Raw genomic sequence first — 23059 nt, 5'->3', positions numbered from 1 at the left:
TTTCTTCGCTTCGCTTCAGGCACTTATTCAATATAGCGAACACACTTCATTGTGTCAACTATTTTTCCAATATTTTTTTGGACTCCTTCTTTGTCCCCCTGAATGCCTTAGCGAATAAGGGTTGTAGGCTATAGTATTGCTGGAAGTCACTAAGGAAGCAATAAAGTTGTGAGTAATTCTGGTGTTTTGCCGCCCTGGCTGGTTTTAGATCCACTGTTGCGTGGCTGGTTGTTGGAGGATATTGGCAGGGGCGATCGCACAACAAATACACTACTAGTAGAAGATGTGACGCTAGGCTCGGCTAAATGGATAGCTAAAGCTTCAGGGATAATTGCTGGCTTACCAGTTGCTGCTAGGGTGTTCCAGACTTTGAATGAAAAAGTCAGCTTTGTGGCTGTTGCGGGTGAAGGTACATGGTGTGAGCCGGGGCAGTTAATAGCTGAAATTCATGGTTCACTGGATGCAATGCTGATGGGGGAACGAGTTGCGCTCAATTTGGCTATGCGGTTGAGTGGGATTGCTACGCTGACTAATATATATGTAGAGAAAATTGCTGATTTACCTACTCAGTTGGTGGATACGCGTAAAACTACGCCAGGGCTGAGACTGTTGGAAAAGTACGCGACTGCTTTGGGCGGAGCGATTAATCACCGCATGGGGTTGGATGATGCAGTGATGATTAAGGATAATCACATTGCGGCAGCTGGGGGAATTGGAGAAGCTGTTACCCGTATTCGTTCTCAGATTCCTTATCCCTTGACTATAGAGGTTGAGACGGAAAGTTTAGAGCAGGTGAAAGAGGCTTTGCAGCACAATGTTGACATTATCATGTTGGACAATATGGCTTTGGATATGATGCCTCAGGCGGTGCAATTGATTCGCCAGCAGGATAGTCGGGTGAAAATTGAAGCTTCGGGAAATGTGACTTTAGAAACGATTCGCGGTGTTGCAGAGACAGGTGTGGATTATATTTCTAGCAGTGCGCCGATTACTCAGTCGAAGTGGTTGGATTTGAGTATGAGGATTGTACTTTAAATATAATGAGTTGAATCATCCTACTGCAAAGTCGGTGTAATGTCCCATTTTTGAAGGATCAGAAAAAAGCGATCGCTCAAGTCTAGACTTAATCCTTCAGTCCTCGCTCATCTGAAAATTTACCATTTCATAAATATCACTAAATCCTTAACTGTTTACTATTCCCTGATTTAAGCAATACTGCCGCGCTTTCTGGCTTCTTTATAGGAAGTTCCCACATTTTTCAAACCAGCTTTAATCATTTGTTGTTCGAGAAGGGCAAAGAAACGCGTTCTATCGCCACCTTTTACCACTGCTTGATTATGGGCTTCTGCGATCGCTACTGGGTAGCCATATCCTTTTTGGACTTGTGCTAGCATTAGCCCCAATGCTTGATCTAGCATGGTTAAATTCTCTGCTACCCATGCTGGAACTTCAATCCGGGCTATTTCAGTACCAACGTGGACATAGCAAAAGTAAATGGTTTGGTCTCCGTAGAGTTCGAGAATGGGGGAATTACTGCGCCACAGGGTACTGCGTTGTCCTGGTTTGAGTCGGGTTGCCCAAACAGAAGTATCTCGCAACTGTTCAAAAATTTTACAAGCTAGTTTTTCTAGCTGATTTGGGCAATAAGTTTTACAGTCTGGCTCTGGATGAGGACAAGCTAATAACCGTAAAAAGTTCATTGTTTCGATGCTGCGAGAGGCGCTAAGATAGCCCATCAACGGAATTTGAGCATCACGCATTTGCTGCCAAGCTTCCAGGATGGGGGGTAAAATGCGATCGCGGGCATCCATCGGCAATTGTTCTAAAAACCAGTAAATTAAGGAACCATCTACCATCGCCAATGCTGGTGCTTCCCCTTTCGCTGCACATGCAAGTTCTGCCAATACCGTTGTTTCTGAAGCAGTGCGACGAAAACTCATCCATTCCTCGGTTCTAATTCCCCACTGCCGAGACATATATAAATCTTCCGGACGGTAAAATACCTCTGGCAAACTATCAAGTAACGGATGACGATTTTGCCCGTAGTGTAAAACTACTCTGCCGATATTCAGGAGATAACAGTAAGCAATTTCGTGATGGTTGGGGGCAATTTGGGAACCATCGGTAGCGATGACAGTATGTACCTTGGGAGGAACTGGGATATCAATGCAGGTTTCTAACGGCTCAATTGGGGTAGCATTAGCAAAGAGAATGCGATCGCGCCATTTTTCCTGCCGCTCAATTAAATCTTGTTGAGACTCGTAAGCATTTTTTAGATGTTGTTGCGCTAATTCTAAACGCTGACGACTGGCAACAGCTTCTAAAGTAAGATGCTGACTTAAACCCTGCATTTGTCGCGCCAGTTTTGTAAGGTCAAGCATAAAAGTAAGTGCTAAGTGAGGAGTGAATAGTTATGAGCTATTATTTCACCTAAATCGAAAAACGTAAGCTTCTGGTTTCTAATCTTTGCTATGTATCCTACTTCGTTACAATTTTGTGTTTGAATAAATTCCGAAGCTAATAACTAAAATTATCTTTAGACGACTAGATAAATGATTTCAGTCCACTTGAGTGAACTTGGGTTATAAGCCAGGAACTTAAGTTCCTGGCGGGATATCGGTAAACGCAACAATTTGACTATTACAGAAATCTGAATAATGACAAGCCCTTTTAGGGTAAAGGTATCAAGAGATTATTGCAACGTATTTCATATATTTAAAGCCAAGCAGAGAAATCTTTGGAAAAGTGGGACAGTGATAATAGATGAATTCGCGGATCATTTTGGGCAGCTTCACGTTCTGCTTGGGTATTATAACCCCAGTCTGCGAGAAAGAGTTTTACATCTTCAAGGTCTGTTTGCTGTTGGACTAACTGCAAAGTCTTGAGTCTATCTTCTACAAACCAGAGACTAACTGCCTTATTTTTTGCTTCCTGCTTTAAATTTCGCAAAATTTCATATTTAGGACGCTTGACTTCTTTGCCAATAATTGATTCTGCTGGTAAATTCACTCCTTCTTGTTGTAACAATTGTTGGACAAAACGCCCTTCTTTAGTTGTCACAATGTATAGATTAACTCCACTGTCAACAGTTAATTTAATTTTTTCTATTACACCCGGGTAAAATCTATGCAGACTTAGCCAACCATCTAAATCTGTAGTAATCCATTCATCTCGTTGCTTATCTAGTTTCGCGCCAATTTCTCTTGCTTGCAGCTTGTCATCTAATAAAAGTTTTGGGGCGATGCTTGCCCATTCATGAAGAATTTTCTCATCAAGAATTCCATCTATCAAGGCTTTGATTAAAACGGGCATTTCCCAACCTGTTTCAATTACAGGTCGTAGGCGATAGAATCTTAAAGCTAAATCATCTGGTGGTGTGTCATTAGCAAAAGACCAAATTTCACAGTAGGTACGCCATGCTACCTCAAAATATTCAATTAGTCCGTCGCATATGACTCCATCAAAGTCTAGGGCTAAAATTGTGGGACTACTTGCTGTCATTGTTTTGAGGATGAAACTGCTGTTGCCAGCTTAACTGAACTAGCAATGATTTGTTGTATCACAACTGTAGGCAAGAAAAATAGTCTGGATGATTTTAGGCGATCGCTCTAGCACTTCTAAGCGAGTAACTCTTCATCGCATTCATGATTCCAAACCGCCTCAAACTTTTGCTTCTCAATAGTACCCACAGGGGTACTGTTACGTTAATAATCCGAAATATCATGATTTTAGTGTGAATCCCTCGGTATAACTCCACTGACATATTAGAGGAGATTGGGAACTCAATGAAAGAGAAAACTTAATCAGTGATCATAAAAATCCCTGTACCTCAAGGTCAGGGATCAACAGACTAATACCAGTTTTTAAACACAACCCCTTACAAGGATAAAGTGTAGGGAAGCCCAGCAAAGAATTTAGTTGCTCAATATTAAATTTTCTTTGTCAAGTTATTCCTCTACACCTGCTCTGTTGGCGTAGCCTCTCCTAGAGAAGAGACTTGGTTATCACAAGACACAACTAAACAGTGATAAAAGCGGAAGGTTGAGCCAAAAGTATACTTGCAGTGACATTATCCAACTTCGCCAACACTTGATTGTCAGAATTATCCATAATGAAGGTTTGACTTCCTTGTTGCTGTATCAACAATTGACCGAACTTGAGACCTCCTGACAAGGCAATTCTATCCTTACCTATTTCAAAGTCAGTAATGGAGTCTGTGCCGTCACCAGAAGCCAACACAAAGGTGTCAGCGCCATAACCCCCTGTAAGTACATCTTTGCCTGCGCCCCCATAAAGCCAGTCATTGCCTGTGTCCCCTAATAGTTGGTCATCACCGACACCACCAAATAGGGTATCGTTACCGTTGCTACCCGAAAGCTTATCATTGCCGCTATCACCATAAAGCAGGTCATCACCATCACCTGCCCAGAGAGTATCGTTTCCGTTGCCTCCGAAAAGTTGGTCATTTCCTAGATTACCTACGATGGTGTCTGCACCCCCAAACCCATAAATCTTGTTAGCTGGGGCATTGCCTTTTAAGTACTCAGAATTTTCAGTGCCATTGAGAAGATAAATTTCGCTAGCAAGAGGGGCTTTAACTGTGCCACTGATAGCAAAGTTAAAGGGGCTTTCGTCACTATCGTTGGTGGTCAAACTGAAGCTGCCAGCATAGGTTCCAGGTGTAGGTGTATTCGTATTGAGTGCCACAGTTATATTTCTTGAATCGTTGGCAGCCACAGTATATGGAAAATCTCCTACCAAACTAAAGCCGTCGGGGAGTTTGAGATTACTCAGGTTGAGGGTAGCTGTACCGATGTTCTTGATGGTGAAAATTTTGGTTACGGTACTACCGAAAGCGGCGTTGCCAAAATCGATGGCAGTGGTGCTGCCATCTGCAATATCAACTGTGCCATTGAGAACTTGAATTTCGGGGGTAGGAGCGGGCTTTACTTTACCGCTAATAGCAAAGTCAAAGGGGCTTTCGTTAGGATCGTTGTTGATCAAATTGAAATTGCCAGAATATGTTCCGGGTGTTTTCGTATCGATTGCCACCCTTATATTCGTCCAATTATTGATGGCCAAGCTAGTTGGAAGAGTTCCTTCCAAACTAAAGCCCTTGGGAAGTTCAAGATTACTCAGATTGAGTGGAGCTTTACCCGTGTTTTTAATGGTGAAAGTTTTAGTTACGTAGCTGCCGAAATCGGCTTCGCCAAAGTCAATAGCATTAGTACTGCCATCTACAATGTCAACTGTGCCATTGAAAACGTGAATTTCGGGAGCGTTAACTTTAGCACTAATAGCAAAGTCAAAGGGGCTTTCGTTAACATCGTTGTTGGTTAAACTGAAGTTGCCAGTGTAGGTTGCGCCAATGGTTGTATTTAGTGCTACTGTTATATTCGCCGAAGTCTTAGCAGCCACAGTAGCTGGAAGACTTCCTACCAAGCTAAAGCCGTTGGGGAGTTTGAGATTACTCAGAGTGAGTGCAGCTATACCTGTGTTCTTAATGGTAAAAGTTTTGGTCACAGTACTACCAACAACGACCTCACCAAAGTTAATCGCAGTAGTGCTGTTATCTGCAATGTCAACTGTGCCATCGAGAACTTCAATTTCGGGGGTAGGAGTCTTACTAGTGGGGGCTTCGTATGCACCAATATCTGTCAATACACTGCCGTTGCCATCGCCATCTAGGGGAACAATCTTAGTGATGCTATTGAAGGTACTAGACCCAGCATCGATCGCAGGGCTTCCAGATTTGAGCCTAAAGTCACCATTCGCTGCATCAACAAACAACGGGTCTTTATTTAAAACATTTCCTGATCCTATGCCTTTAAAAAGTCCGTTGTAAGCAAGATTATTATCAAATGAAGTATTACTAGAATTAACAATAGAAGTAGTAGCCTCTCCATCTTTTGCATACAGAATATTGTTAGAAGCCCTAACATTTTTAGCATTGTTAAGGAAAACTTCTCCAGATGAGAGTTCTTGGGAGTTCTGGTAAATTGTATTATTTACAATGTCTACAGGATTTTCTCCTTTGAAAATCTGAACACCTGCGCCACCATTGTTGTAAATTAAGTTCTTACTGATTAAGGCTTTGCCGGTGTAAGCAACAGTTCCAATAGAAGAAGTGTCAAGCATTATTCCATGACCCTCTGTTACTGTTCCTGCATTAACCCAAGGAACTAATTGTTTATTATCAAAGACAGTGTTATCTTTAATAATTACTTTGTAATCCGTTACGTTTTGATCGGAATTCCAAAGGTTAAGCATTGTAATTCCTTGGGTACCAAAAGGTGAGTACCAAGCATTTCCAGAAACCACATTGTTTTTTACTGTAATGTAGTCTGCTTCGGTTGTTGCAATCCCGCCTCCGGGAAACTTAGAAACGTTGTTATTGCTAATTGTGATGTGATGTGAACGTTGCTTTTCGTCGCCATCGATATATGTAACGTTAATACCGTTCCCAGATGTTGCTGGGTTACCCAAATTATCTTTATGCTCTAATGCATATTCTAATGTAGTTTCATCTCGTGATCCTACCAGCGTCAGCCCATTAATGACTACATAAGAAGACCCTGTAATGGAGATAGCATTCCAATTGTTTGTGTGTGCTTCTAAAACAGGTGTGTCTCCAGGATAAGCAGTAAATGTGATCGGTGCATTAGCGGTACCGTGCTTATCTGAAATATTTAGGATATTAGGGTAAATATTTGTGTAAGTACCATTCATGACGTAGACAGTATCACCTGCCTTCACCAAGTCCCCAGCTTTTTGGAGAGTGCGAAATGCAGATCCTTGGTTCAAACCATCATTTTTATCACTGCCTGTTCCAGAAACGTAGTATATGTTGCCAGCCATAAGATTAACTCCGAATGTTTATAAGAGGAATTGTTAGTAAGTTCTCAGCAATAAACTATGTTGCTAAGTAGTTATTTGAATGGATGATTTATCTGTACTTTTCAAGACAGTCGCAGTTGTGCGATGGCGTACCCGCACTTTCTGGTGGCGATCGCAGCTTGAAATCGCATTTTTTGTAGAAAAAATGTTATGAAACTGAAAATTTTTATCCTATTAACCTTTGATGGTTACAGTAGGGATATCGATACCGTCAATCGTTAGTGTTTAATTGAAAGTGATCGGACAATTTGCACGCAGACAAGGCAGCGCAAAGCCAAAGACATTTGCTGTCATCTCTGCGTTTTGAGTGGTCAAAGTTGAATTGGTTGAAACTTTAGTAGGTTTACCCCTTAACTTAAGGGAACTAATGTAACAACTTAGTCGAACTTGTTGTACCCGGTGTAACTGAGGCTTGTGGACTCATGTATTAAAACTAACCTTTACACAGGAGATATAAATCAGTGAATACGCTTAATGTAGTATTTTTTTTTACAACAAAGCCAAAATTTTTATGGAGATATCGTACTGGAGTCCCATTAATTTTCAGAGTAATATAGGAATGAAGAGCGCTTTGTGCAAGGTTTTGATGAAGATTATCTAAAAATTTTTGAAGAAGCGATGCCTTCTTTACGAAATGCCCCGCTACCCCTAACAGCACTTTTAAGTCGGGTTCTCGTGAATCTTTGTGGTTGCGATCAGAAAGGAGGCTCGAAAGAAGAAGGTTTTGGTCTAGTTCATCAATCTTTGAGATAGTTTGGTTTGATGGTGCCAACTTACTTAATCTTCATAATATGAAAACTGAAATAAACTCCACAATACCAGTTGCTTTGACTATTGCTGGTTCAGATAGCGGTGGCGGTGCAGGAATTCAAGCTGATTTACGTACCTTTGCTTTTCACTGTGTCCACGGTACTAGTGCTATAACCTGCATTACGGCACAAAACACTTTAGGAGTAAAAAGGGTTGATGCCATGCCAATAGAGGCTGTTGTGGCGCAAATTCAGGCAGTAGTTGAGGATATTGGCGTACAAGCTGCCAAAACGGGAATGTTGCTTAATCAGGAAATTATCTTTGCTGTTGCCCAGCAGGTGGAAGCTTTACAAATCAATAATTTAGTAGTTGATCCGGTAATGGTTTCACGTACAGGGGCACAATTGATTGATGATGATGCTGTGAAGACTCTATGCCATGCCCTGATTCCCAAGGCGCTTATGATCACGCCGAATCGCTACGAAGCCCAGATTTTAAGCGGTTTACAAATTAATTCTTTGGAGGATATGCAAGCTGCTGCTGAAATTATTCACAAGACTTTACGGACGAAGGCTGTTTTAGTTAAAGGCGGAGGTATGCAGGGAGATTTACGTGGTGTTGATATCTGGTTTGATGGGAACAAGTTGGAAGTTTTGACTTGCCAGCAAGTAGAGACAAAAAATACTCACGGTACTGGTTGTACACTATCGGCTGCGATCGCTGCTAATCTGGCCAAGGGACAAGACTTGTGGCAGGCAGTGCAAGAGGCAAAGAAGTATGTAACTACTGCACTCACTTACGCCTTAGATATTGGCGAAGGGCAAGGCCCTGTAGGACATTTCTTCCCATTGTTACGAAATTAACCTTATCAAGGGAAGTGGGGAAGGGTGCAGAGGACAGGAATTTTCCCCCTGCTCTTAGCTCCCAGATCCCCTGCCTCTTCCCAATTCCTAATGCTCCAATAATAAATCTTTGCTCTTTCGGCATTTTTCTATTATTCTTGGGCATAGTTTCAGGGCTGACTATCTTTGTTAGCATCTCTGTACGACCTACTTACTTTGATTTTTAATACCAGTCCCCGATGCGAACAACCATAGGTTCAGTTCACAGAAATTCGCCAACACCGACTACTCAAGCCTCCCCTCCCTCTGTACCACTTTCTGTATACAGGGAATTGTCAACAGAGTTGCAAGCAACACAGACAAAGCTACATGCACTTAGCACCAAAAATCAGCAATTAGCACAAGAAAATCAACTATTACGCCAAGAAATTACCAAAGTTGTTGAGTCTTTTTCTCATTTGCAAAAGTTTGTGGATTCCCAGACTGCGCCTGGTTATCACCAAGTTCCCCAAGCTTCTAATGACAAAAATGCCGCTAAAGTGCCACTAACACAAGCGCGTCCACCTCAGCAGGCTTCTCGTTCGCATGCACCCGTTACTCCCAAAACGTCACCCGAAAAAAGCCGCCGCCAAGACTTTTCTACACCTGTAACGGAAATGAATTTCCCGATACCACAACCTGTTTATATAGAAGAGCAACAAGTAAGTTATTATCCCACTACTGAGCCAGATGCTAAGGAACTCAATGGCTGGTGGTTAATTATCACTATATTGTTAATCATGCTTACTGCCTTTAGTGCTGGATATTTCGTTGTGCGTCCCTTGTTTGAACATCAGAAACGTTAGTTGGCACACCCACAGTCAGCAGCACCAGACTTTCGAGCTACCGAGCAATTCCTCTGCAATCATTCTCTAAATATCTGAGCATATCTGCTAAATGGTGGAATTTATTTATTTTTAGGTTATAAAAGCTACATAAAATGCTAAATTAACAGCAACTTCTTTATGTTAGAACCTCAAAGATTATCTAATTAATAAATCCTTGCCGCTTTTCATGTCCCAAACCCTCAGGCAGAGCATCTAGACTTTAAAAAAGTTGTAATTATTACATATATTTTAGGAAAAGCACTACTAGTTACAGCTTCAGACAACGGATCTGGTTAGATATATAAACGAAGCTAGTAGAAGTCAGGAGTCAAAAAGATGAAAAAAGTAGAAGCTATTATCCGCCCATTCAAGCTAGATGAGGTAAAAATTGCCTTGGTTAATGCTGGTATTGTCGGCATGACCGTTTCTGAAGTCCGGGGTTTCGGACGGCAGAAAGGACAAACTGAACGGTATCGTGGTTCTGAGTACACCGTTGAGTTTCTACAGAAACTCAAAGTGGAAATCGTTGTTGATGATAATCAAGTTGATATGGTGGTGGACAAAATTATTGCTGCTGCCCGCACTGGTGAAATCGGCGATGGTAAAATTTTCATCTCGCCTGTTGAGCAAGTGATTCGGATTCGCACCGGCGAAAAGAATACAGAAGCAGTTTAAAAAACTTATAAGTTAAGAGTTATGAGTTAAGAGTTATGATTTGCGAGTCAAGACTAAATAAGTGATGATTTAGTAAAATTCATAAATCTAAACTCCCAATTCCTAACTCTTAATTTTCTCTAGCTGTGGAAGTAAAGCTGTAAAAGCCTTGCCTCTATGGCTAATTGACCCTTTCAGTTCCCGTGTCATCTCAGCAAAGGTCAATTGCAACTCTTGTACATAAAAAATTGGATCGTAGCCGAAACCACCATCACCACGCGGTGCATGAAGAATTTCGCCGCGACAAATACCTTCAGATTCTAATACGATCGCACCATCAGGACGAGCGATCGCTACTGCACAAACAAATTGAGCTTGTCGATTTACCTCGTTGTCTAATTCTCTCAATACCCTAGCAATGCGTTCTGAGTCGGTTTTGGCGTAACGTGCAGAATATACCCCTGGTGCGCCATTTAGGGCATCTACTTGCAAGCCCGAATCATCAGCAATTGCCCAGTTTCCTGTAGCTTTAGCAATTTGTGACGCTTTAAGACAAGCATTAGCGGCAAAGGTTTCGCCTGTCTCTTCAATTTCCAATTCTTCAGGTTTGAGGGTTAATTCCCAACCAGAATTTTCCAGATAAGCTTGCATTTCCCGCAACTTACCTGGATTTCCTGTAGCTACTACGAGTAATTTGGTCATTAGTTATTGGTCATTGGTCATTGGTCATTAGTCATTGATCATTTACCAAGGACAAAGGACTTATGACTAATGACTAATAATTAATTTTACTCTGCCCAGTGTTTCGCCCAAGCAAGAGTTTGATGTACTTGCTCAATTGTCGGGGCTTCGCAGTAGAGGCGTAAAACTGGTTCAGTACCGCTAAACCGAATCATTAACCAACTTTTATCAGCGAGGCGATACTTATAGCCGTCAATTGTCTGGCAATCAATAACTGCTAACCCGGCAATTTCTGTTAAGGGTTGAGTTTGTAGTTGTTGCAAAAGACGCGATCGCACTTCCATACTTGCTAAGGGTAAATCAATGCGATCGTAAGCTGAAATAAACCCTGTTTGTTTCTGCAAGTAGCGATAATACTCACCTAAATCCAAACCAGATTCTACAATCGCCTCTAAAACGTATAATGCTGACAGCAGTGCATCGCGTTCGGGAATATGACTACCATAGCCAATCCCTCCCGACTCTTCGCCGCCCAGCAAAACTTTTGCTGCTAACATTCTGTCAGCAATGTATTTATAACCAACTGCTGTCTCAAATACCGACAGGTTATGTAGTGCTGCTACAAGAGGCATTAAGTCGGAACCACTAACAGTTTTGACTATTTCACCACTAAAGCCGCGCCGCAGGGTTAAATGGTCGATTAATATCGGAATTAAGACTTGGGAACTTAGGAAGTTGGCTTCTCCGTCTACAGCCGCAATGCGATCGCAGTCCCCATCAAATACCAACCCCACCGTTAAACCTGATTTATCTGTTTCTCGGTGAGTTGTGATGACTTCAAATAGCTTTGAAAGGTATTTAGGCAAGGGTTCCGGCGCACCACCACCAAATAGGGGATCGCGTTCTGAGTTGATTTCTTTGACTTGATTGCCTAGTAATCTCGCCAATCCGCCAGCCGCCGCGCCATGCATAACATCGGCAAATAATGTCAATTTGCCAGAGGCGATCGCTTCTCGAATTTTGGCAATATCAACTTTACCTTCTAATGCTTGAGTATAACTGGGCCAAGGATCAAATTTCTCTTGCTTCCCTGGAGTAGCCACTAGTGGTACTCCAACCGACAACTGCGCTTCGATCTCTTTTGTGACTTCTTCGGGCACCGAACCACCAAAACAACCCTTGACTTTTAACCCCAAATATTTACCAGGATTATGGCTAGCTGTAATCACCAGCGCCCCTAAAGCATTGAGTTGTTTTGCTGCCCAACTATAAGCTGGGGTTGGGGCAAAGTTTTCGCTCAATAGCACATCAAATCCGATAGAGCTAACAGTCTCTGCAACAGCACGAGCAAAATCTTCGGCCATGAATCGGCGATCGTAACCGACAATTATTGTCCGGCTACCCACCGTAGAAAAATATGTATCATATAATACTTTTGCGGCAACTGGCGCGACTAGGGCTAGGCGTTCAAAGGTGAACTCGTCACCAATAATGCCCCGCCAGCCGTCTGTACCAAACTTTATTGAGTTAGTTACAACTGGCATCTAAGTATCCTAACTGTCTACTTGAGGATTCTAGCATTTATACAGTGTACAAAGTAAAAAAAGAATCTAGTAATAATGTTCAACAGAAAAGTGAGCAAATTTGTGCATTTTAATTTTAGAAGTGCGATCGTCCCGGAATTCTACTGATGCAAACATTGTTTCAAGTTGTGTTTCAGTCTTATTTAGAACTCCATTAATGAGTCTTTGATACTTCGTGCAAAGCATAACTTGACTTCTGTGCCTTCTGCTATATTTAGTCTTTGCTTTGACCAAATAATGAATTATGTTGACTACTTGGTTATGCAAGACCAGTATTTCCGGTAAAATCAAATTCTGAGGACTGTGGATTTGGGAGAAATTTGGGGTGGCTACACTTGGCGTTAACATTGACCACATCGCCACCATCCGGCAAGCACGGCGGACAGTGGAACCTGACCCTGTGGCGGCGGCGGTGCTGGCAGAATTAGGGGGTGCTGATGGGATTACGGTGCATCTGCGGGAAGATCGGCGGCATATCCAAGATAGGGATGTGCGTATATTGCGAGAAATAGTGCGATCGCATCTTAATTTAGAAATGGCCGCTACAGATGAAATGCTAGTGATCGCTCTCGATATCAAACCAGATTATGTAACTTTAGTCCCCGAAAAGCGCGAAGAAGTCACAACAGAAGGCGGATTAGATATTACCCTCCAAATTGCTAGAATAACTGAGATAGTCGATAAATTGCAAAGCGCTAACATTCCAGTTAGTTTATTTATCGACGCAGAGCCAGCACAAATCGAAGCATCTGTCAAGGTACAGGCGAGATTTATAGAATTGCACACCGGACCATATGCTGAGGCTAAGGATGAAACAAATCGCCAGCGAGAATTAGCCATATTAGCTAAAGGGTGTGAACAAGCGATTCAAGCTGGATTGCGAGTCAACGCTGGTCATGGACTCACGTATTGGAACGTCTATCCGGTAGCTGCGCTTCCAGGTATGGAAGAACTGAACATCGGTCATACCATCATCAGTCGGGCAGCATTAGTAGGTATGGAAAGGGCAGTCCGCGAGATGAAACAAGCTATAAGAGGGAGTGGGGAGTAGGGAATAGGGAGTGGGGCATTGGGCATTGGGCATTGGCCATTGATTATTAAATATTCTCCCTCATCTCCCCCTGCCCCCCATTCCCCACTCCCACATTTTAAAAGAGGGGTTGTCTACTGCGAAATCTAGAAATTGAGAGCAAACCTTCAGCAAGAACTTCTATGAGCGCAACACAGTCTAACAACCTGCCGCTTTGGGTACAGGATAGAGATAAGGTGATAGCAGAAAGCACTGATGTAGAGTGGCGTTATCAGACACCGCCTGATTATTCCCGTTCCAAAGAGAATCTCGCTCAAGAAAGTACCTATAATCACCTTGAAGGTACACTGGAAGCGATCGTGCAAAACTTGGTGCGAACCTTCGAGATGGAAGTATCCTTCAAAGCTAACCCGCAAGAGTGGTTATCTATTGTGAATGACAAATTTCGTGTAAGTACCAATGGCGGAGTCGAGTACACAGCAGCAGATGTATCAGCCCAAGGTACTTACAATTTATTTATGGCTGATTCAGAACACTACAAGGCTTCAGAAGAAAGCTTTGAATCATCCGCAAAAGTCTTCCACACAACATTTCCCCAAGGATTTCCTTGGGAAGTTCTGGAAGTTTTCTCAGGGCCACCAAATGTCACATTCAAATGGCGGCATTGGGGGCATTTTAAAGGAGAATACAAAGGACATGCACCTACTGGAGAGACAGTAGAAATTATCGGCATGAGCATTGCAAAAGTTACCGATGACTTAAAGGTTATTTCTTTGGAACATTACTTCGACAATAATTTGTTCTTGGAAAAGCTAACATCTGGTGGCAAACAGATAAATGCCCAAAAGCAGGGAAGTGCTTGTCCGTTCAGTTCTTGGTTCAAGAAATTGCACAAGAGTTAGTTTTTAGGGGTACAGAGTGCAGCACTGTGCCCTTAAATTATTCACATAGCAATCATAAGGATGAAATGCAAACATATTATTACGTTTTGGCCAGTCAAAAATTTCTTCTTGAAGAAGAACCGACACACGAAGTTCTCAAAGAACGCACTCGTCACTACCACGAACAAGAAAAACAAATAGATTTTTGGTTGGTTCCGCAACCAGCTTTCTTGGAAACACCACAGTTTAGAGAGCTAAAGGCGAAGTGTCCTCAACCAGCAGTAGCAATTATCTCTACTAATCCCCAATTTATTACTTGGTTAAAACTGCGTTTAGAATACGTCAGTACTGGTGAATTCCAGGCTCCTTCTGAGACAATTCCAGATGCATTGGCATCGTTAGCTGCCGTCTCTTAGGCATGGGGCATGGGGCATTGGGCATCAGTTATTTATTATTCTCCTCTACTCCCATGCTCCCCATGCTCCCCGTGCCCCTCTGCCTCTTTCCCACTCCCTAATTTTATTTTTGAGTAAAAAAATATATTTTTTGACACTCATTTTATCCCCATACTGAAGTAACTAGGTTTTCAGCTTTTTTCTTATAAAATCTTCTAAGACACCTTGATTTACATAATCTAACTTTTGTGCATAGATTTCAGATTTTACCAAGTGTTTTAGGATTAGCGATGTCTACGATGAGCTTCGCTTACGCAGGGTTGATTGATGGCATGAGTCCTGTTTTTGCCCAACAAACCACTCCCCTTTGTCAACCACCAACTGCGGGTGAGTATCTTTTATTAGTAGTCAGCCCGACAGCAGATAATCAAAAGCAGTTGCGTAGTGCTTTACCGCCGGAACTGAAAACGATTACCTGTAAATATCTCAACGAAACTGTAACGCGGATAGGGGGCTTTAATAAAATTGATGATGCCAATCGATGGGCAAGGTATGTCAGCAATATTGTTGGCTTGTCTGCCATCATCACCACTCGACCAACAACGCCAGATGTGCAGCCACAGCAACAGGCACAGCTACAGCAACCTCAGCAAACAGTTAACTATAATCCTCAAGCATTAGGAGAAGGTTATGCAGTGCTGGTAGATTATTACAACCGTCCAGAACTAGTAAATAGTGTGCAACAAGTAGTGGGAGGGAACGTAGGTTTTGTTTCTTATGGACAACGCCCTTACTTGTTGGCAGTTTATACGACTAACCAAACTGAAGCATACAATACCTTGCAGAAGCTGAACAATGGCGGTTTTGTTGCCAGCATAGTAGATAGTCGTAAGGTAATTCTGCTGCGCTCAACTGTACGGTTGTAGTCATTAGTCATTAGTCATTAGTCATTAGTCATTAGTCATTGGTTAATAAACTGTAGACTGTAGACTATTGACTAATAAGCAGACCTAGCTAACCAATAGATGGTTATGCCCAAAGCCGACCCAGCTATTACCTGAACTGGTGTATGTCCGAGTAATTCCTTCAGACGGTCTTGGCTAAAGTCTGGTTTTTCATGAAATAATTCATCAATCATTTGATTCAGGATACGAGCTTGCTTACCAGCCGCTTGGCGAACTCCGGCTGCATCATACATGACGATGATGGCAAAAATCATCGCAACGGCAAAATCAGGAGATGCCCAACCAAGTGTCTGCCCTACACCGGCGGCAAGAGCTGTAACTAAAGCTGAATGGGCACTGGGCATACCTCCGGTTGTCACCAAAACACGCACATTCAGTTTGCGATTTTTGACGATCTCGACTACGAGCTTTAGGGCTTGAGCAATTAAACAAGCTATCAAAGCAACCAGCAGCACCCGGTTGTCTAAAATGTTGCCTATGTCCTGCATGGTATTTTGGTTAGGTTAGTAAATATTAGCAGCAGTTGTTGGTTGAGGAAACATCTAGATTTAACCCAAAATCCAAAATTAACCTAGTACATTACGGTGGAAACAGACCAACTATTCAAATCCACCCAAAAGCCTACTTAATAAGCTTTTTGGATTTTGAATGAGTGAATTTCGCTGGACGGTGTAGTATAGCATGGCATAAATAAGCCACCCATTCCAAATCAATGAAACGCTTACGAATTACGAATTACGCAAAGCGTTACTAGTTATTACGGCTAATGATAAAATGAGCGATCGCTTGGAGTGATTTGGCTCTCTCTCCAAATGGTTCTAATTCCGCACAAGCTGCTTTAACTAACTCTTGGGCTTTTGAGCGAGATTCTTCAAGTCCCCAAAGGCTAGGATAGGTCACTTTCTGCGCTTTTTGGTCTTTACCCGCAGTTTTGCCTAATTGCTCTTGAGTAGAAGTGATATCCAAAATATCATCTATGATTTGGAATGCTAGCCCAATATTTTGAGCATAACGGGTCAGTCGCTGCACATCCTCAGGTGATGCCCCAGCTATGATCCCGCCACAAACTACGCACGCTTCCAAAAGAGCGGCTGTTTTGTGTTGATGGATGAAATTTAGCGTTTCTAGGGAAATATCTGATTTACCTTCTGACTCTAAATCGACAACTTGACCGCCGACCAAACCAGCTGCCCCCAGCGCCCGACCAAGACGGGCAATAACCTGCAAGACTAGCTCTCTGTTAACGTTTTGGGGGGTTTCAATGGCAACAAACTCAAAAGCGAGAGCCAACAAGCCATCGCCAGCCAAAATCGCTACATCTTCGCCATAGACTTTATGATTCGTCAGCTTCCCACGACGGTAATCGTCATTATCCATCGCCGGTAGGTCGTCATGAATCAATGACATTGTATGGATCATCTCAACAGCACAAGCCGTTGGCATGGCCATTTCGATGGTTCCACCGATCATTTCACAGGTAGCAAGGCAAAGAATGGGACGTACACGTTTGCCTCCAGCTAATAACGAGTAGCGCATCGCCTCATAAATCTTTTCTGGATAAATGATGGGGATAGCCTGATCTAAAGCAGTATCACAAAGCTTTTGTCGTTCTTTCAGATAAGCTGCTAAGTTAAACGTGGCTTCCTCTGGTGGTGTCTTTTGAACGTTATCAGTTGCTACCATTCTTAAATTCCTGACATTTTGGGATTTTTGTCTTATACGTCACAATTTTAAGGTGCTGTGGCGCTGAAAAAATGAAGAATTAGGAGACGCGATTAATTGCGTCTGTACAGGAGTTAGGATTAATAACTCTTAGCTTTTAACTCATCACTCCTCACTCTTTTTCTTTTCTTACCGCCCTGGAATAGCTGGCAAATGTATTTTGCAACAATATGGCGACAGTCATAGGGCCAACACCACCAGGAACGGGGGTGATAAATTCTGCTACAGCAGCTGTTGATTCAAAGTGGACATCGCCAATTAAGCGACTTTTGCCACTAGGATCGGTGACGCGATTCATTCCCACATCTACCACAACAGCGCCCGATTTTACCATATCAGCAGTGATTAGTCCGGAACGACCTACTGCTGCAATTAGAATATCAGCATTTTGGGTGATGCTTTTGAGGTCATGCGATCGCGAGTGAGCGATCGTGACTGTGGCATCAGCTTCTAGTAGCATCAGTGCCATTGGCTTCCCCACCAAAATACTGCGTCCCACTACTACTGCTTGTTTTCCCTGTAAAGGAATCTCATATTCTTCTAAAAGCCGCATCACACCAGCCGGGGTGCAGCTACGTAAACCGATTTCTCCCCGGACTAGTCGCCCCAAGTTAACTGGGTGCAGTCCATCAGCATCTTTATCGGGATCAATTTGATGTAGCAGAGCTACAGCATCCAAATGGTTAGGTAAGGGCAACTGCACGAGAATGCCATCCACCCGTTCATCGTGGTTTAGTTCAGCTATGACCTCTTCTAATTCCTCAAAGGTAGTTTGGGCAGGAAAATGCTTACCAAAAGAGGCGATCCCAACTTTAGCGCAAGCTTTTTCTTTATTACGAACATAAGCAGCTGAGGCTGGATTATCGCCAACCATCAGCACTGCTAAACCAGGCGATCGCCCAATTTTTGGTTGTAATTGTGTAATGGCAACAGAAAGTTCTTGCTGAATTTTTGCAGCTAAAGTTTTACCATCAAGGAGTTTGGCAGTTTTTGTATCCATGAGAATTCCCAGCTATAATTCGCCTTTTGTCAAAACACTTGCAACAAGTCTTTCTTTTGCCCTGCCCCCTGCCGCTTAATTGGTGTCGTAGCGTTTTTCTCACAGTAAATCCATAATCTTTATTTTCTCAGATCAATGGCGTGATCTGAAGAATAAAGAGTTAAGGATGAAATTCAGAACATTTTTGGCTCAGTTGAGAGTGTGTTTCTGAAAGTGCAGAGAATAGTATAGATGGGAACAGACCTGATGAAACTGGCGACAAAGGAAGCAGTGAAGCAAAAATTTGCTCAATCGGTGGCTTTCATGCAACGAACGAGAATGTCTTTTCCGTTCTTGTACGGGCACAGTATTGTTCCCTACCGCCTGGGGTTGATTTTTTTATTGGTAGTGGGACTTTGTAGTTGTGGTAGTTTAACCTCGTCTGGCTTGAATGGGACTAATTTTACAATTAGTACCAATGTCACCCCAATTCGAGAAATTAAACCAGAAAAAGACAATAAAGCTACAGTTTACATCCAAGGTAAGGTGGAAAAGAAAGCTCCTTTGATGAAGCAGTGGGCTTATCAAATTAATGACTCGACTGGCAAAATTTGGGTTGTCACCAATCAAAAAAATCTAAGCGAGGGGGCACAAGTGGTGATTAAGGGTAAAATTCGCTACCGAAGTATCCCTTTAGCTGGCAAAGAATTGGGGGAAGTTTATCTAGAAGAAAAGTAATTAGCACTTAAAAATAACACATGAATAATCAACCGATACATGTAGCGATCGCAATTCTCTACCAAAAAAACAAGTTTCTCATGCAACTGCGAGATAACATCCCCGGTATTCTCTACCCTGGTTACTGGGCGCTATTTGGTGGTCATATAGAACCTGGGGAAACACCAGAGGTAGCAGTGAAGCGCGAAATTATAGAAGAAATCGGTTATGTATTACCACCCTTTGGTGAATTTGGTTGTTATCCTGACGAAAGAGTTGTTCGTCATGTCTTTCATGCACCACTCTCGGTGGAATTAAATCAACTAGTTTTGAATGAAGGCTGGGATATGGGATTATTGACCCTAGAAAATATTTACCAAGGTAACTGTTATTCACAAAACGCTGGTGAGGTGCGACCTTTAGGGAATGTGCATCAAAAAATTATGTTGGATTTTATTCAGACATATCAACAAATCTAATGCCGCAAGACGGAAGTCAGCCCCTTGGGGAAGTCAAAAGTCAAAAATCAAAAGTATTATGGGATGGGGTTTTTAGGGATTTTAAATGGTTGCTCTATTTACGCCGTGGCGTACTAGTTTATCCTTGCTTGCGTATATTGCAATTGCAGCATGATCTTCTAGATAATAATATGCTTTTTCAATAATCAAAATCAAAGCCAAAATAGAGTTAGAACTCTTGTGGAGTCATCACTAATGCAATCAGCAAATAAATTACCGCGATGGTTAACTATAGGATTGGCATTTCCGATTATTATTCTTAACGGCTGGCTATTGCTCCAGGTTATACAATATTTTCAACCTTTAGTCAGCGTTATCGCCGCCGCCATCCTGCTAGCTTTTGTTTTGAACTATCCAATCCAGTTTCTTCAAGAACAAGGGGTAAAACGCAATGTAGCGATCGCAGGAGTGCTGCTTTTGACTCTAGTGGTTTTAGTGGCTTTAGGCATCACCTTAGTTCCCCTGATTATCCAACAGCTCGTTGAGCTAGCTAATATATTGCCCAGTTGGATTGATTCTGGTACTCAACAGTTGCAAACTTTTCAAGATTGGGCGTTAAGTCAACAACAACTTCCGATTAATTTAAGTGGTTTATTTACCCAAATTCTTGAGCGATTATCTAACCAGCTTCAGTCCTTCACTGGTAGAATTCTTGGTTTTGCTGTCGATACCATTGGTATTGTGCTAAACGTGCTGCTGGCGATAGTGCTGACTATCTACCTAATATTGAACGGTGAACGTCTTTGGGACGGGATTTTTCAATGGTTTCCCTCTAATATTGGGTTAAGAGTGCGGGAATTACTGCGAGAGGATTTCCACAATTACTTCATTGGTCAAGCAACATTAGGAGCAGTGTTAGGAGTAACAATTACACTAGCGTTTTTGGCGCTGCAAGTTCCCTTAGCTCTACTTTTTGGTATCGGTATTGGTTTATTTTCTCTCTTTCCCTTTGGTACTGGAGTAGGTATCGCTATAGTAAGTTTGTTGGTAGCTTTGCAAAACTTTTGGTTAGGAGTTGAAGTCTTAGGTGTAGCTGTTGCGATCGACCAAGTTAATTCTAATTTTATAGCACCGAGAATTCTTGGCAATTTGACTGGACTAAATCCTGTGTGGGTAGTAATTTCTTTACTGTTAGGAGCAAAGTTGGGAGGAGTTCTAGGTTTGTTAATTGCGATTCCTATTGCCAGTTTTATTAAGGATATAACAGATAGCTGGCGGGCTGGAGAGTTTAATAAGATAGGTGATATCGTATCAGAACCTATAAAGATTCCAAGTGAAACAGCAGGAACTTATAGTTAAAAATAAATATGTAAGTTAAGGGTATTTGACAATATTGACTATTTATCAAAATGTCTATCCTTTGCTTATTGCTTGTTTTTTGCTCTAAATTTTTACGATAAACTCTCTTGAATTTGCTAAGAATTAATTTGAGCGGGAATTTTAATAATAAACTCAGTTCCTTTGCCAATAGCAGATATACATTGTAGTTGACCCCTGTGTTTTTCCACAACAATTTGATAACTTATAGATAGACCTAACCCAGTTCCTTTGCCAACAGGTTTAGTGGTGAAAAATGGGTCAAACAATCGGTTTTGGGAACTCTCTGGAATTCCCGGGCCATTATCGGAAATGCGAATAATTACTTGTTTATCATCAGTGATTTCAGTCCGAATGCAAATTTTTGCTTTATCCCTTACCGATGACGGATGAGTAATAACTAATGACTCTTCTATAGCGTCAATAGCATTCACCAATATATTCATAAATACCTGATTGAGTAATCCAGCGTAACACTCAACTTTGGGAAGTTTAGCATATTCCTTAATTATGTTTATGCTTTCATCTAATTGGTCGAGGCGACCTTGTAAAATTACTAGGGTACTATCAATCCCTTCATGAATATCAACTAATTTTTTATCAGATTCATCAAGACGAGAAAAATTTCTTAAAGAAAGAATGATTTCCTTGATTCGCTTAGTCCCAACCTTCATAGAGGTGAGAAGACGGGGGAGATCAGTACTTAAAAAGTCTAGTTCAATTTGTGCGATCGCAGTTTGAATTTCCGCTTCTGGTTCAGGATAATATTGTTGGTACAATCTAATCAGATCGAGTAAATTTTGGCTGTATTCAATGGCATGGACGATGTTCCCAGAAATAAAATTGACGGGATTATTGATTTCGTGGGCAATACCAGCAACGAGTTGTCCTAAAGCAGCCATTTTTTCATTCTGGATTAATTGTGTATAGTTCTGTTGAAGGTCGCGAAAGCCTGCTTTAGCGACTTTAGATTGTTCCTCTACCTGCTTTAGTTCAATAAGTGTTAAAGCATGAATTTGAGAGTAGGCTAAAAGTAATTGATGAAAATCGATGAGCTTATATTTTCCAGACGTAGTTTTAACTAAAATTGGCTCATAAGCTATTTCAGGTGGTTGTTGCAAAGTTGCCTGAGTAGCATTGACAATAAGCGTATCTTCAGAAAGTGTTAATATCTCTTGCTGGAAAAACTTGTAAAGAATTTTAATCGGTCTTATAGAAAATAATGCCAAGCTATAGGTTTTGCTCATATATTCAAAAAATTTCCGCCGTGAAATCATCCCTACATACTGTTGATTATTATTTAGGATAATTCCCGGTAATAAAGGCTCTTGTTTAAAGAGCATAGCTAAATCATTACCAGGACGCTCCACTTCGATGTGAACCTGCCAAAAGGGTAATTCTTGCAAAGTTGACTGTAATCGCAAGCTCGACTCATTAGCATTTGTTACGTCACGCATAGCCAGCATATTCTCAAGTCTTGACTGCTGAGGTAATATTTCTGGTAACATCCTGAATATCCGTCTCTATAATTTTAAAGTTCTGAATCCTGACAAACTTATCTTTCCCAGATTGCTACCCAAAATTCACAAGGTAGATGTAGGAATATAGAGTATTTTAAGAAATCTAATATTTTTCTGGCTGCGTAGACATTTAGCGGATTGTCATTAAATATTGCTTTTTCACGATTATACTTTCAGTATATAAATATAATTAAAAAATTCATAGCATCACTAAATAAAGAATGAAGTTAGTAAACTTTAATCGCAGATAAAGAGAATAGCTAATAACAATTTTATAAAAAGCTGCACAAAATTATGATTTATGAGTAAAACAACTTGTTCTGAGCAAATTTTTTATATAGCCTCACAGGCAGAAATGTTGAATGCTGATACAAAACTTTACATAGATAGTTACACTAACTCTAAAAAGCCTAATGATGAAACTACACCTTGGGCTAAGTTCCGTGAGCAAATTGTTCTTTGGGAAGAAGAAGGATTAAAAGAATTAGCAGCTAAATTCCCCAATCAAGCTGTAGAAAAGACTTCTATGGGTGATGCTAGCATTATCATCTTGGGTTGGCACTATCACTAAAAGGGTTTCCATGTAGAATTTTTGACTGATGATGACAAGCTAAAATCTCAAGAACCACCTCCGCCACAGCCACCTACGCGTCGTAGCAGTTGAACAAAAAGGTAAAATATCCTTGAGCGATCGCCCTTTGCCTATAACATCACGTTATCATCGGATATTGTGGAATTTCCG

General features: G+C 41.6%; 22 protein-coding genes. 13 read left to right on the top strand and 9 right to left on the bottom strand.

The window, feature by feature from the left end; all coding sequences use genetic code 11:
• The first annotated feature begins 168 nt into the window (after positions 1-168).
• Entirely contained in the window at positions 169-1035 is an 867-nt protein-coding gene (nadC, locus tag V7K25_RS07695) for a carboxylating nicotinate-nucleotide diphosphorylase (protein WP_335156620.1), read from the top strand.
• A 170-nt stretch (positions 1036-1205) separates the two neighbouring features.
• Here nadC and V7K25_RS07690 read toward each other — a convergent pair whose 3' ends face one another.
• The 3 genes from V7K25_RS07690 to V7K25_RS07680 all read right to left on the bottom strand — a co-directional run bounded on the left by V7K25_RS07690 (position 1206) and on the right by V7K25_RS07680 (position 6858).
• Complete coding sequence (locus tag V7K25_RS07690; protein WP_335156618.1) at positions 1206-2381, bottom strand: DNA double-strand break repair nuclease NurA; 1176 nt, start codon at positions 2379-2381, stop codon at positions 1206-1208.
• Positions 2382-2715: 334 nt separating this feature from the next.
• A complete protein-coding gene (locus tag V7K25_RS07685) occupies positions 2716-3501 on the bottom strand; it encodes an HAD family hydrolase (protein ID WP_335156616.1) in 786 nt (261 codons plus the stop codon).
• A 516-nt stretch (positions 3502-4017) separates the two neighbouring features.
• Positions 4018-6858 carry a choice-of-anchor D domain-containing protein gene (locus V7K25_RS07680; protein WP_335156614.1) on the bottom strand — a complete coding sequence of 947 codons (2841 nt, stop codon included), beginning with the start codon at positions 6856-6858 and terminating at the stop codon, positions 4018-4020.
• A gap of 612 nt (positions 6859-7470) precedes the next feature.
• Between V7K25_RS07680 and V7K25_RS07675 the strand changes: the two genes are divergently transcribed.
• The 4 genes from V7K25_RS07675 (at position 7471) to V7K25_RS07660 (ending at position 10030) form a co-directional block, all read left to right on the top strand.
• Positions 7471-7650 carry a hypothetical protein gene (locus V7K25_RS07675; RefSeq protein WP_335156612.1) on the top strand — a complete coding sequence of 60 codons (180 nt, stop codon included), beginning with the start codon at positions 7471-7473 and terminating at the stop codon, positions 7648-7650.
• Between the two features lie 38 nt (positions 7651-7688).
• Positions 7689-8510: a bifunctional hydroxymethylpyrimidine kinase/phosphomethylpyrimidine kinase gene (gene thiD / locus V7K25_RS07670; RefSeq protein ID WP_335156610.1), complete on the top strand. Its 822-nt coding sequence runs from the start codon at positions 7689-7691 to the stop codon at positions 8508-8510.
• Between the two features lie 218 nt (positions 8511-8728).
• Entirely contained in the window at positions 8729-9334 is a 606-nt protein-coding gene (locus V7K25_RS07665; RefSeq protein ID WP_335156608.1) for a hypothetical protein, read from the top strand.
• 357 nt (positions 9335-9691) lie between these two features.
• Positions 9692-10030 carry a P-II family nitrogen regulator gene (locus V7K25_RS07660; RefSeq protein WP_012410794.1) on the top strand — a complete coding sequence of 113 codons (339 nt, stop codon included), beginning with the start codon at positions 9692-9694 and terminating at the stop codon, positions 10028-10030.
• A 102-nt stretch (positions 10031-10132) separates the two neighbouring features.
• On the opposite strand, the gene rdgB is transcribed toward V7K25_RS07660, so the two are convergent.
• Positions 10133-10711, bottom strand: coding sequence for an RdgB/HAM1 family non-canonical purine NTP pyrophosphatase (rdgB, locus tag V7K25_RS07655; protein ID WP_335156606.1), 579 nt, complete (start codon positions 10709-10711; stop codon positions 10133-10135).
• A gap of 86 nt (positions 10712-10797) precedes the next feature.
• The gene (locus tag V7K25_RS07650; protein WP_335156604.1) at positions 10798-12234 is read right to left on the bottom strand and encodes a phosphoglucomutase/phosphomannomutase family protein; all 1437 of its coding nucleotides are present in this window, start codon (positions 12232-12234) and stop codon (positions 10798-10800) included.
• A gap of 364 nt (positions 12235-12598) precedes the next feature.
• On the opposite strand from V7K25_RS07650, the gene V7K25_RS07645 reads away from it, so the two are divergent.
• The 4 genes from V7K25_RS07645 to V7K25_RS07630 all read left to right on the top strand — a co-directional run bounded on the left by V7K25_RS07645 (position 12599) and on the right by V7K25_RS07630 (position 15505).
• Complete coding sequence (locus tag V7K25_RS07645) at positions 12599-13324, top strand: pyridoxine 5'-phosphate synthase (RefSeq protein WP_335156602.1); 726 nt, start codon at positions 12599-12601, stop codon at positions 13322-13324.
• Positions 13325-13485: 161 nt separating this feature from the next.
• On the top strand, positions 13486-14205 hold the full coding sequence (locus V7K25_RS07640; protein WP_335156600.1) for a SnoaL-like polyketide cyclase: 720 nt from the start codon (positions 13486-13488) through the stop codon (positions 14203-14205).
• 65 nt (positions 14206-14270) lie between these two features.
• Positions 14271-14600 carry an MgPME-cyclase complex family protein gene (locus tag V7K25_RS07635; protein ID WP_335156598.1) on the top strand — a complete coding sequence of 110 codons (330 nt, stop codon included), beginning with the start codon at positions 14271-14273 and terminating at the stop codon, positions 14598-14600.
• Between the two features lie 227 nt (positions 14601-14827).
• Complete coding sequence (locus tag V7K25_RS07630) at positions 14828-15505, top strand: hypothetical protein (RefSeq protein WP_442948072.1); 678 nt, start codon at positions 14828-14830, stop codon at positions 15503-15505.
• A 71-nt stretch (positions 15506-15576) separates the two neighbouring features.
• On the opposite strand, the gene V7K25_RS07625 is transcribed toward V7K25_RS07630, so the two are convergent.
• The 3 genes from V7K25_RS07625 to folD all read right to left on the bottom strand — a co-directional run bounded on the left by V7K25_RS07625 (position 15577) and on the right by folD (position 18266).
• Positions 15577-16032, bottom strand: coding sequence for a divergent PAP2 family protein (locus V7K25_RS07625; RefSeq protein WP_118170665.1), 456 nt, complete (start codon positions 16030-16032; stop codon positions 15577-15579).
• Between the two features lie 262 nt (positions 16033-16294).
• Positions 16295-17227: a geranylgeranyl diphosphate synthase CrtE gene (gene crtE / locus V7K25_RS07620; RefSeq protein ID WP_335156592.1), complete on the bottom strand. Its 933-nt coding sequence runs from the start codon at positions 17225-17227 to the stop codon at positions 16295-16297.
• Positions 17228-17378: 151 nt separating this feature from the next.
• A complete protein-coding gene (gene folD / locus V7K25_RS07615; RefSeq protein WP_335156590.1) occupies positions 17379-18266 on the bottom strand; it encodes a bifunctional methylenetetrahydrofolate dehydrogenase/methenyltetrahydrofolate cyclohydrolase FolD in 888 nt (295 codons plus the stop codon).
• A 231-nt stretch (positions 18267-18497) separates the two neighbouring features.
• Here folD and V7K25_RS07610 point away from each other — a divergent pair, with 231 nt between their 5' ends.
• The 3 genes from V7K25_RS07610 (at position 18498) to V7K25_RS07600 (ending at position 20779) form a co-directional block, all read left to right on the top strand.
• Positions 18498-18983 carry a hypothetical protein gene (locus V7K25_RS07610; RefSeq protein WP_335156588.1) on the top strand — a complete coding sequence of 162 codons (486 nt, stop codon included), beginning with the start codon at positions 18498-18500 and terminating at the stop codon, positions 18981-18983.
• 20 nt (positions 18984-19003) lie between these two features.
• Positions 19004-19441, top strand: coding sequence for an NUDIX hydrolase (locus V7K25_RS07605; protein ID WP_335156586.1), 438 nt, complete (start codon positions 19004-19006; stop codon positions 19439-19441).
• Between the two features lie 234 nt (positions 19442-19675).
• Positions 19676-20779: an AI-2E family transporter gene (locus V7K25_RS07600; RefSeq protein WP_335156584.1), complete on the top strand. Its 1104-nt coding sequence runs from the start codon at positions 19676-19678 to the stop codon at positions 20777-20779.
• Positions 20780-20895: 116 nt separating this feature from the next.
• Here V7K25_RS07600 and V7K25_RS07595 read toward each other — a convergent pair whose 3' ends face one another.
• A complete protein-coding gene (locus V7K25_RS07595) occupies positions 20896-22263 on the bottom strand; it encodes an ATP-binding protein (RefSeq protein WP_335156624.1) in 1368 nt (455 codons plus the stop codon).
• 355 nt (positions 22264-22618) lie between these two features.
• Here V7K25_RS07595 and V7K25_RS07590 point away from each other — a divergent pair, with 355 nt between their 5' ends.
• Positions 22619-22888: a hypothetical protein gene (locus V7K25_RS07590; RefSeq protein WP_335156582.1), complete on the top strand. Its 270-nt coding sequence runs from the start codon at positions 22619-22621 to the stop codon at positions 22886-22888.
• Positions 22889-23059 lie beyond the last annotated feature (171 nt).

Origin of the sequence: Nostoc sp. (assembly GCF_036919495.1) — a bacterium.
GTDB lineage: Bacteria > Cyanobacteriota > Cyanobacteriia > Cyanobacteriales > Nostocaceae > Nostoc.
This window is presented reverse-complemented; position numbering and strand designations above follow the sequence as displayed.

Excerpts from the sequence above, each read along its gene's own strand:
- V7K25_RS07690 (WP_335156618.1), bottom strand. The coding sequence starts at position 2,381 with ATGCTTGACCTTACAAAACTGGCGCGACAAATGCAGGGTTTAAGTCAG.
- V7K25_RS07685 (WP_335156616.1), bottom strand. The coding sequence starts at position 3,501 with ATGACAGCAAGTAGTCCCACAATTTTAGCCCTAGACTTTGATGGAGTC.
- V7K25_RS07680 (WP_335156614.1), bottom strand. The coding sequence starts at position 6,858 with ATGGCTGGCAACATATACTACGTTTCTGGAACAGGCAGTGATAAAAAT.
- thiD (WP_335156610.1), top strand. The coding sequence starts at position 7,689 with ATGAAAACTGAAATAAACTCCACAATACCAGTTGCTTTGACTATTGCT.
- V7K25_RS07665 (WP_335156608.1), top strand. The coding sequence starts at position 8,729 with ATGCGAACAACCATAGGTTCAGTTCACAGAAATTCGCCAACACCGACT.
- V7K25_RS07660 (WP_012410794.1), top strand. The coding sequence starts at position 9,692 with ATGAAAAAAGTAGAAGCTATTATCCGCCCATTCAAGCTAGATGAGGTA.
- rdgB (WP_335156606.1), bottom strand. The coding sequence starts at position 10,711 with ATGACCAAATTACTCGTAGTAGCTACAGGAAATCCAGGTAAGTTGCGG.
- V7K25_RS07650 (WP_335156604.1), bottom strand. The coding sequence starts at position 12,234 with ATGCCAGTTGTAACTAACTCAATAAAGTTTGGTACAGACGGCTGGCGG.
- V7K25_RS07640 (WP_335156600.1), top strand. The coding sequence starts at position 13,486 with ATGAGCGCAACACAGTCTAACAACCTGCCGCTTTGGGTACAGGATAGA.
- V7K25_RS07635 (WP_335156598.1), top strand. The coding sequence starts at position 14,271 with ATGCAAACATATTATTACGTTTTGGCCAGTCAAAAATTTCTTCTTGAA.
- V7K25_RS07625 (WP_118170665.1), bottom strand. The coding sequence starts at position 16,032 with ATGCAGGACATAGGCAACATTTTAGACAACCGGGTGCTGCTGGTTGCT.
- crtE (WP_335156592.1), bottom strand. The coding sequence starts at position 17,227 with ATGGTAGCAACTGATAACGTTCAAAAGACACCACCAGAGGAAGCCACG.
- folD (WP_335156590.1), bottom strand. The coding sequence starts at position 18,266 with ATGGATACAAAAACTGCCAAACTCCTTGATGGTAAAACTTTAGCTGCA.
- V7K25_RS07610 (WP_335156588.1), top strand. The coding sequence starts at position 18,498 with ATGGGAACAGACCTGATGAAACTGGCGACAAAGGAAGCAGTGAAGCAA.
- V7K25_RS07605 (WP_335156586.1), top strand. The coding sequence starts at position 19,004 with ATGAATAATCAACCGATACATGTAGCGATCGCAATTCTCTACCAAAAA.
- V7K25_RS07600 (WP_335156584.1), top strand. The coding sequence starts at position 19,676 with ATGCAATCAGCAAATAAATTACCGCGATGGTTAACTATAGGATTGGCA.
- V7K25_RS07595 (WP_335156624.1), bottom strand. The coding sequence starts at position 22,263 with ATGCTGGCTATGCGTGACGTAACAAATGCTAATGAGTCGAGCTTGCGA.
- V7K25_RS07590 (WP_335156582.1), top strand. The coding sequence starts at position 22,619 with ATGAGTAAAACAACTTGTTCTGAGCAAATTTTTTATATAGCCTCACAG.